The following is a 5,188-nucleotide window of genomic DNA, read 5'->3' on the forward strand; positions in this document are numbered from 1 at the left end:
ACGGTTAAATAGAGAAGATTCATCCGCGCATCTCGCTCACTGTGTCAATGTTCAGCGTCTGACGACGACGATAGAGCTGGAGCAACAGCGCCAGACCAATACTCGCTTCCGCCGCCGCAAGGCTGATGGCCAGGATGTACATCACCTGACCATCCGCTTGTCCCCAATAACTGCCCGCCACCACCAGCGCTAACGCTGAGGCATTGATCATGATTTCGAGGCCAATCAGCATAAACAGGATGTTACGACGCAATACCACGGAGGTGAGGCCGAGAACAAACAGCACAGCGGCCAGAATCAAGCCGTGTTGTAACGGGATCATGCGTGATCCTCCTTATTTGCTTGCGCATCAGCGGTGCGATTACTCAGCACTTCGCCGTGACGCTCTTCACGCCCAATATGGAAGGCCACAACCAGGCCCGCGAGCAGCAGCATTGAAGCCAGCTCAACCGCCAGAACGTAAGGACCAAACAAGCTGATGCCCACCGCTTTCGCATCGATAACGGTGCCATCGATACCCTGATCGGTTGCGGTGCTGATGGCATAAATCATCACCGCCAGCAGCAGCAACGAAACAATGCCCGGTCCGACCCACAATGAAGGTTTCAGCCACTCACGCTCTTGATCCTGTTGGGTTTTGCCCAGGTTCAGCATCATCACCACGAACACGAACAGCACCATAATGGCACCCGCGTAGACGATGATTTCCAGCGCACCGGCAAAATAAGCGCCCATGGAGAAGAACACGCCAGCAATCGACAATAGCGAAACAATCAGGTACAGCAGCGCATGTACCGGATTGGTGTGCGTGATGACGCGCAACGTCGTCAACACCGCCACCAGTCCGCAAAGATAAAACGCAAATTCCATACCTGGCTCCTTAAGGTAACAACCCTTTGACGTCGATTGGCTTGGCTTCGTTTTCCGCTTCGCCCTTCTCTTTTCCGTCGATCGCCATACCAGCCATACGATAGAAGTTGTATTCCGGATATTTACCCGGACCAGAAATCAGTAAGTCCTGCTTCTCGTACACCAGATCCTGACGCTTGAACTCACCCAGTTCGAAATCGGGAGTCAGCTGAATCGCGGTAGTCGGGCAAGCCTCTTCACACAATCCGCAGAAGATGCAGCGCGAGAAGTTGATGCGGAAGAATTCCGGATACCAACGTCCATCCTGCGTTTCTGCTTTTTGCAGCGAGATACAGCCAACTGGGCATGCTACTGCGCATAAGTTACAGGCAACGCAACGCTCTGCACCGTCTGGATCGCGCGTCAGCACGATACGACCACGGTAACGCGGCGGCAGATAAACCGGCTCTTCCGGATACATTTGGGTTTCGCGCTTGGCGAAGGCATGCATGCCTATCATCCAGATACTGCGCACTGTCGTGCCGAAGCCTACGACAATATCTTTTAAAGTCATCTCAATGTCCCTTACTGCGCGGTGGACAGAATCACTGCGGCGGTCGCCAGCAGGTTCAACAGCGTCAACGGCAGACACACTTTCCAGCCGAACGACAGCACCTGGTCATAGCGTGGACGCGGCAACGCAGCACGAATCAGGATAAACATCACCATAAAGAACGCCGTTTTCAGGGCGAACCAGATAAATGGCGGCAAGAACGGACCGTGCCAGCCACCGAAGAACAGCGTCACAATCAACGCTGAAACGGTGGTGATTGCCACGTATTCACCAACGAAGAACAGGCCGAATTTCATACCGGCATATTCGATGTGGTAACCGTCGGCCAGTTCCTGTTCGGCTTCTGGTTGGTCAAACGGATGGCGGTGACAAACCGCAACACCGGCGATGCAGAAGGTCACGAAGCCGAAGAACTGAGGAATGATGTTCCACAGATGCGCCTGACTTTCGACGATAGCGTTGAGGTTAAACGAACCCGCTTGCGCTACCACACCCATCAATGACAGACCGAGGAACACTTCGTAGCTCAGCGTCTGCGCCGAAGCACGCATCGCACCTAACAGCGAGTATTTGTTGTTACTGGACCAGCCGGCAAACAGCACTGCGTAAACTGCCAAACCCGCCATCATCAGGAAGAACAGCAGACCGATATTCAGGTCTGTGACCATCCAGGTTGGAGAAACCGGGACAATGGCAAATGCCAGCAGCAGCGATACAAAGGCGATGACCGGTGCCAGCGTGAAGATGAAGCGGTCAGTAAATGGCGGAACCCAGTCCTCTTTAAAGAACATTTTGATCATGTCTGCTGCTAATTGCAGCGAGCCGCCCCAACCTACGCGGTTCGGCCCATAACGGTTCTGCCACAAGCCGAGCAGACGACGCTCGGCGAAACTCATGAATGCACCACAAGCCACTACCACCAGCAGGATAACAATTGCCTTAACCACCTGGAGGATGATATCGATAACGTCCGGTGTCAGCCAACTCATTGCGCAGCCTCCTGCAGTTTGTCAATTTGCGCGCCTGAGAGGAACGGAGGTACGCCTGGCATACCGAGCGGTAAACCAACCTGCCCTGCTTGCAGAGAAGCGGAGAAACGCACCGGCAAGCGCAGCGTTTCGCCAGCACACATCAGCTCAACTGACGCGCCATTGTTCACGCCCAATTTCTCTGCATCAGCCGGGTTAATCACCAAGGTCGCCGGTGACATACGCTGCTGGAAGGTCGGTGAACGTTGGGTCATCTCCTCGCTACCAAACAATTGGTAGTAAGGTGCAACACGCCACTGGCTGCCTTCAACGAAGCTTTCAGGAATCGCGGTGAACCAAGGCAGAGAGCGATCGCTGGCTTCAAACAGACGTACACCTGGATCGCCATGACGCAGTTTGCCGCCGACTTCCGCCTGGAACTTATTCCATGCTTGCGGTGAGTTCCAACCTGGCGCCCAGGCAAATGGGATCTGCGAACGGGGTGCGTTTGGCTGGTTGTTACCTTCCATCGAGAAGGCAAACATGGTGTCGTTATCTTGCGGCTGACGCGGTTCGTGCACGCTAATGTTGGCACGCATCGCGGTACGGCCACTGTTACGATGCGGAGAACGCGACAGTTTTTGTCCACGAATACGGAAGCTGGCATCTGGCGCAGCATCTTTAATGCCTTTCAGTTGTGGAAGCGCCGCAACCGTGGCATCGATTACGTGATCCAGCAGCGTCCAGTCGATTTGACGACTTTCTACCGCGCTGTGCAGCGAATGCAGCCAACGCCAGCTTTCCAACATTACGACGCTGTCATCGTAATAAGATGGATCGTAAACCTGGAAGAAGCGCTGTGCGCGGCCTTCGTGGTTAATTGAAGTACCATCACTTTCCGCAAAGCTCGCGGTTGAAAGCACTAAACCGGCTTTCTCCAGCGTGGCGGTGCGTTGATGATCAACCACAATCACATGTGCGGTGTTGTGCAACGCCGCATCAATCGTGGCTTTTGGCGCGTGACGATAGAGATCGTTTTCCAGTACCACCAGCGCATCGGCTTCGCCTTTATCCAGCTGATCCAGCGCGTTTTCCAGTGTTTGACCGCCCATCAAGCCCAGACCAAAGCTGTTTGCAGCGCCCGCCAGCAAGGTAATGCCGACTTCTGCGCCACGCGCTTTCAATGCTTTCGCCACGTTAGCGGCGGCTTCAATCATGGCGGTGCTACCAGAATGCGTACCGGAGATAATCAACGGTTTTTTCGCACCTGCCAGCGCCTGAACAACCACATCCAACTTGCCGTTCAGCTTGCTGTCGAAACCGCTTACCGCTGGCGCGCTTTCATCCAGCGCATTGGCAATCGCAAAGCCAAGACGCGCCTGATCTTCAACCGGCGCGCGATAGCTCCACGCCGCGATGTCATCCAGACGGGTTTCATCAACGTTGGTCACGAACAGCGGATGTTTAGCATGCTGGCCGATATTCAGGATTGCCGCGATTTGCCAGTCAGCGACTTTCTGCGCGGCGGCCATCTCACGTGCTTTACCTTTTACCGCCTGGCGCACAGACAACGCGACGCGCGCACCGACTTGAGTCAGATCTTCACCCAACACCAGCACCGCATCGTAGCTTTCAATCTCGCGCAGCGATGGCGTGTAGATGCCGCCGTCTTGCAGCACTTGCAGCATCAGTTCAACGCGAGCTTGTTCGTTAGCAGGCATGCCAGTTGAGAAGTTTTCAGCACCAACCAGCTCACGCAGCGCGAAGTTACTTTCAATGCTGGCACGTGGTGAACCGATACCGATGACTTTTTTCGCACTACGCAGCACATCCGCCGCCGCATTGACCGCTTGTTCAGCATTCAAGCTGATCCAATCGTTGCCGCGCAGTTGTACTGGGTGACGTGGACGATCTTTACGATTGACGTAGCCGTAACCAAAACGACCGCGATCACAGAGGAAGTAGTGGTTTACGCTACCGTTGTAACGGTTTTCGATGCGACGCAATTCGCCATAACGTTCGCCTGGGCTGGTGTTACAACCCACGCTGCACTGCTGGCAAATGCTCGGCGCAAACTGCATATCCCATTTACGGTTATAGCGTTCGGAGTGCGTTTTATCAGTGAATACGCCGGTCGGGCAAATTTCAACCAGGTTACCGGAGAACTCGCTTTCCAGCGTGCCGTCTTCCGGGCGACCGAAGTAAACGTTGTCATGCGCGCCATAAACGCCCAGATCTTTACCGTCGGCATAATCTTTGTAGTAGCGCACGCAGCGATAACAGGCGATGCAGCGGTTCATTTCATGGGAAATGAACGGGCCGAGATCCTGGTTCTGGTGGGTACGCTTGGTGAAGCGGTAACGACGGAAGCTGTGTCCGGTCATTACCGTCATATCTTGCAGATGGCAGTTGCCGCCCTCTTCACACACTGGACAGTCATGCGGGTGGTTGGTCATCAGCCATTCCACCACGCTTTCACGAAACTCTTTCGCTTCGCCATCGTCGATGGAAATAAAGGTGCCGTCTGACGCTGGCGTCATGCAGGACATGACAAGGCGACCGCGCGTATCTTCGGCATTCTGGAATTGCTTCACCGCACACTGGCGGCAGGCCCCTACGCTTCCCAGCGCCGGATGCCAGCAAAAATAAGGAATATCAAGGCCCAGAGAAAGACACGCCTGTAGCAGGTTGTCCGCTCCGTTCACATCATATTCTTTACCGTCTACATGGATTGTAGCCATAGTGAACATGCTTCCGTAAGGCTCGCCCTAAGACGAGCGTTAAACATCTAATTCTT

At 54.4% G+C, this 5,188-nt stretch carries 5 protein-coding genes; all 5 read right to left on the bottom strand.

The genetic code is table 11. The annotated features are described in order from the left end of the window. Positions 1–19: 19 nt before the first annotated feature. The 5 genes from nuoK to nuoG are packed head-to-tail and all read right to left on the bottom strand — an operon-like array spanning position 20 to position 5,132. Entirely contained in the window at positions 20–322 is a 303-nt protein-coding gene (gene nuoK / locus ABDW13_RS23185) for an NADH-quinone oxidoreductase subunit NuoK (protein WP_343554856.1), read from the bottom strand. Then, complete coding sequence (nuoJ, locus tag ABDW13_RS23190; RefSeq protein WP_343554857.1) at positions 319–870, bottom strand: NADH-quinone oxidoreductase subunit J; 552 nt, start codon at positions 868–870, stop codon at positions 319–321. Before nuoJ ends, nuoK begins: the two co-directional genes overlap by 4 nt. Before the next feature lie 10 nt (positions 871–880). After that, positions 881–1,423, bottom strand: coding sequence for an NADH-quinone oxidoreductase subunit NuoI (nuoI, locus tag ABDW13_RS23195; RefSeq protein ID WP_343554858.1), 543 nt, complete (start codon positions 1,421–1,423; stop codon positions 881–883). An 11-nt stretch (positions 1,424–1,434) separates the two neighbouring features. Then, a complete protein-coding gene (nuoH, locus tag ABDW13_RS23200; RefSeq protein ID WP_343554859.1) occupies positions 1,435–2,412 on the bottom strand; it encodes an NADH-quinone oxidoreductase subunit NuoH in 978 nt (325 codons plus the stop codon). Next, positions 2,409–5,132: an NADH-quinone oxidoreductase subunit NuoG gene (nuoG, locus tag ABDW13_RS23205; protein WP_343554860.1), complete on the bottom strand. Its 2,724-nt coding sequence runs from the start codon at positions 5,130–5,132 to the stop codon at positions 2,409–2,411. The genes nuoH and nuoG overlap by 4 nt, the downstream gene beginning before the upstream one ends. Between the last annotated feature and the right edge of the window lie 56 nt (positions 5,133–5,188).

This window comes from Pantoea sp., assembly GCF_039594315.1.
GTDB lineage: Bacteria > Pseudomonadota > Gammaproteobacteria > Enterobacterales > Enterobacteriaceae > Pantoea.

Coding starts and splice junctions, on each gene's coding strand:
- nuoJ (WP_343554857.1), bottom strand. CDS start 870: ATGGAATTTGCGTTTTATCTTTGCGGACTGGTGGCGGTGTTGACGACG.
- nuoI (WP_343554858.1), bottom strand. CDS start 1,423: ATGACTTTAAAAGATATTGTCGTAGGCTTCGGCACGACAGTGCGCAGT.
- nuoG (WP_343554860.1), bottom strand. CDS start 5,132: ATGGCTACAATCCATGTAGACGGTAAAGAATATGATGTGAACGGAGCG.
- nuoH (WP_343554859.1), bottom strand. CDS start 2,412: ATGAGTTGGCTGACACCGGACGTTATCGATATCATCCTCCAGGTGGTT.
- nuoK (WP_343554856.1), bottom strand. CDS start 322: ATGATCCCGTTACAACACGGCTTGATTCTGGCCGCTGTGCTGTTTGTT.